Raw genomic sequence first — 3182 nt, forward strand, 5'->3', positions numbered from 1 at the left:
ATCGACCGCTGCTTGCATCTGGACAGCCGAGGTTGGTGTGTCACCCCAGGCACCGGCCGGAAAGGCCTGGTTCATGCTGGTCAGGATGGCCAGGGACTTGTCGCCCCAGAAGGTCGACCAGGGCATGCCGGTCAGCGCCAAAAAGCCGATGAACAGCCCGGCGACCATGCCGGTGACGGCATGAAGATCCCGCCAGAACACCCGCTGCCTGGACGTGCCGCGCAAGCTGACGATCCCACCGCTCTGCCGTCTCCTCGGCCACCAGAGATAGAAGCCGGTCACCACCAGGATGATCGCCCAGCCGCCCACGATCTCGATGAGGTAGCTGGGCCAGGTGCCGAACAGGGCCAGGCTGTGCAGCTGGCGCACCGTCCACATGACCGAAGCTTGGTCGCCGAGCGTGCCGAGCACCCGGCCGTCATAGGGGTCCAGGAAGACGGAGAACTTCTCGCTGGAGGGCGACTTGATCCCGACCTCGGCGGAGGCCTTGGGGTTGGCCGGCGGCAGATACTTGTAGGCCGTGCCGGGGTGGGCCGCGAGTGCGCGGCTGGTCAGGTCCGCCGGCTGAAGGGCCGGCGAGGTCTGCGCCTCGACCGTCAGCAGGTCGCGGTGGAACCAGCCATCCAGTTCGTCATGGAACAGATAGAGCCCACCAGTCACAGCGAGCAGGATCAGGAACGGCAGGGCGATCAGCCCGGCATAGAAGTGCCAGCGCCAGACGGCACGGTAGATGGCGGCGCGGGCCGGCCGTTGCGCGGTGGCCTGCCGAGCGCCAAAAGCGATGTCACCCATCTTCGTCCCGCATCACTGAACCCTGAATGTACAATCTCTGGTGCAGATAGGGTAGAGAGCTGGGAGCGAGTACATCAAGCCTTGCTCAAGATGGTCAGACGGCGTCGGCAGGCACGCTCTTGCGCCGGCCACCGACCTTGAGCTTGGGGAGTAGGCCGCGCGTGCTACGCTTACTGGTCGACGCAGCCGTGGCTGCTGCCTGCTCCGGCTGGACCAATGCCGGCTGCAACAGCAACTCGGCTTGCTGCTCTGCCACCGGCGGATCAGCCTGTACCTGCTTGCGCGGCCGCCCACGACCTCGCTTTGCCGGTGGCTGGTCCGGTACCACCACAGCAAGTGCGGGCTGAGCCACCTCTGGCATCGCAGCCTGATCTGCCGGCCGCAGCCGCAGGGCACCCTCGATCAGCTCGAGCTGCAAGCGGTCGCCGGTCTGAAGGCCCAGCTGCTTGCGCAGCTCGGCAGGAAGGGCAAGCCAGCCGTGATCATGCAGGCGAAGGTTGGACATGGTTGGAAGCATCTTTCGATCAGGATCGTGCGGGGAATTTGATCGCGTGGCGAACGGCAGCGGCCATCAACAGGCTGGTACCCATCGCTCACCACGTTTCAGGATAGCCGAAGCGAGCACTTCGACCAATGACAGATCGCGATCGTGGATTGGTTGATGAACGGCCAGGTGCCGGCGTAGTCCCTGGTCATCACGTCGCAGCCACCATGGCGCCATCATCCAGCCTGTGCCTTGGCTGCCTGGAAGGTTAGCTGCTTTACGCAGGAGCGAGGTTTGCATGCCCATGAAGCCGTGCTCAAAGGACAGCGCGATCGGGTAGTGTCTCAGCTTGAGGTTCGCTGCGGCTGACGCCAGCACTCTTTCCCTATATGCTTACTGCCAAGTATCAATCGGAGGCGGGTGATGGCTATTATTCAGACAGAACTTGGCGAATATGAGCGACCTCTGATCTTGAGTGACCCCGAACTAGTGAATGAGATGAAGACGTGGAGGAAAGTGGTCGAAGACAGGTTTGGGGATGGGGACAGTGAGCTAGTAGCCGTCCGCGTTGGGCCAGATGGAGAGCTGATTGGCGTCTTCCGGAGGAAGACCAACGATGCCTAAGGGACAAAGGGCGAGAAGCGCCCCGCCAACATGATCAGCAACGTTGTCCACGTCATGCGGATCGCAACGGGCGAGGTCGAGGAAGGTACGCCTGTCGATGATGGAACGGATCCGGCCGCGAAGGTAATTGGCCAGAAGCACGGCAGTGCATGATTGGCCAGGCCGCAGCCTTCTCCAGGATGCCGCCATTCTTCAAGCAGGCGGTGATCCGCTCGTTCGGGACGAGATCCTCTATGGGCTGGACCGGCTGCCCGAGGGCAGGGTGCGTGCCTCAGGAACTTCAAAGACTGCGGCATGGCCGTGTTGGATCCCTTGGCAAGGGTTGAGGGACGTACCGGCTGAACATGCCGATGTGGTTGATGTACCGTCCGCTTCGCCATGAAGCGCATCAGCCGTCGGGCAGCGTTTTCGGTTAAGGCTCCTGCACCGATTAGGGCGGAGAGCTTCTTCTTCCGGCTGGTTTAGGCCGATTACACCCAGCACTTGCGCTTTCGTACTGGTGAGATGGCCTAGCGTGAAGACATGCGCCCGAAGAGCAACGGCGTGCAGTGGGAGCGGACTACGGCCGGTGCACTAAGCCACTCCAAGAGCCGCAACTGATGCGGCTGCTGGCAGCGGACGGCACGATGCCCATGGCTCAATTACAAAAGCTATTCAACAGGTTCACATGAGGAAAAGTGAAGATCGTTCTCATCAATCTCCTGATAAGATTCTGATCCTTTAAGTCGTTCTAGCGCCTCAGCCCTCTTAGCCGGAGCTTGCAGTGGTGAAATTCATAGGGGCACCTACAACCGGCCTTAAGCCTCAGCTACCTGCTAGATCATATATTCTTCAGTCCTGCTCGCTTTAAGTCGTTCGAGCTATAGAGAATTAGCAACCTTCCCTACCGTACGAGGTCCGTACACAACCCGCTCAATAAGCCCCTCTCGCCGCCGAACGGTCGCATCCACCCGCTTCTCAATCGTCCGGGTCGTGGCTTCGTCGTTCTGGTCGAAGCCCTTGCGTTCCATCAGCACCAAGGCGATCTCGCGCGCCGTTAGCGGCTCAGATGCCTTCCGTAGCGCCTCCAGCGTCATCCGCAGCATTTCGCCGTTACCGAACCACTCGTGTCGCTGACGGCGCTTCTTCGGCACGATGGCGTCTGGACACCTCCATTTACTGGCCAGGGCACCCGGTTTTGGACAATGCGCCTGCTGCGGCGGGTTTTGAGCCTATGCTTCTGGGGCCACTCCTCGTGGTGGAGTTGGATAATGCGGCAGGCCAGCCGTCTTCAGCCTGGCAG

The 3182-nt window shown here is 61.3% G+C and carries 4 protein-coding genes; 1 reads left to right on the forward strand and 3 read right to left on the reverse strand.

All coding sequences use genetic code 11. The features are described 5' to 3' along the window. On the reverse strand, positions 1–792 hold a 792-nt coding region (locus VHL31_RS01935; RefSeq protein ID WP_329659515.1), incomplete at its 3' end, for a PepSY domain-containing protein. Between the two features lie 94 nt (positions 793–886). Then, positions 887–1297 (reverse strand): AbrB/MazE/SpoVT family DNA-binding domain-containing protein, encoded by a 411-nt coding sequence (locus VHL31_RS01940; protein ID WP_329659516.1) that lies wholly within the window; start codon positions 1295–1297, stop codon positions 887–889. 633 nt (positions 1298–1930) lie between these two features. On the opposite strand from VHL31_RS01940, the gene VHL31_RS01945 reads away from it, so the two are divergent. Next, on the forward strand, positions 1931–2053 hold the full coding sequence (locus VHL31_RS01945; RefSeq protein WP_329659517.1) for a hypothetical protein: 123 nt from the start codon (positions 1931–1933) through the stop codon (positions 2051–2053). A gap of 707 nt (positions 2054–2760) precedes the next feature. Here VHL31_RS01945 and VHL31_RS01950 read toward each other — a convergent pair. Further along, complete coding sequence (locus tag VHL31_RS01950; protein ID WP_329659518.1) at positions 2761–3033, reverse strand: hypothetical protein; 273 nt, start codon at positions 3031–3033, stop codon at positions 2761–2763. Positions 3034–3182 lie beyond the last annotated feature (149 nt).

Source organism: Geminicoccus sp. (genome assembly GCF_036263595.1).
In the GTDB taxonomy this organism is placed as follows: domain Bacteria; phylum Pseudomonadota; class Alphaproteobacteria; order Geminicoccales; family Geminicoccaceae; genus Geminicoccus.

Excerpts from the sequence above, each read along its gene's own strand:
- VHL31_RS01940 (WP_329659516.1), bottom strand. The coding sequence starts at position 1,297 with ATGTCCAACCTTCGCCTGCATGATCACGGCTGGCTTGCCCTTCCTGCC.
- VHL31_RS01945 (WP_329659517.1), top strand. The coding sequence starts at position 1,931 with ATGATCAGCAACGTTGTCCACGTCATGCGGATCGCAACGGGCGAGGTC.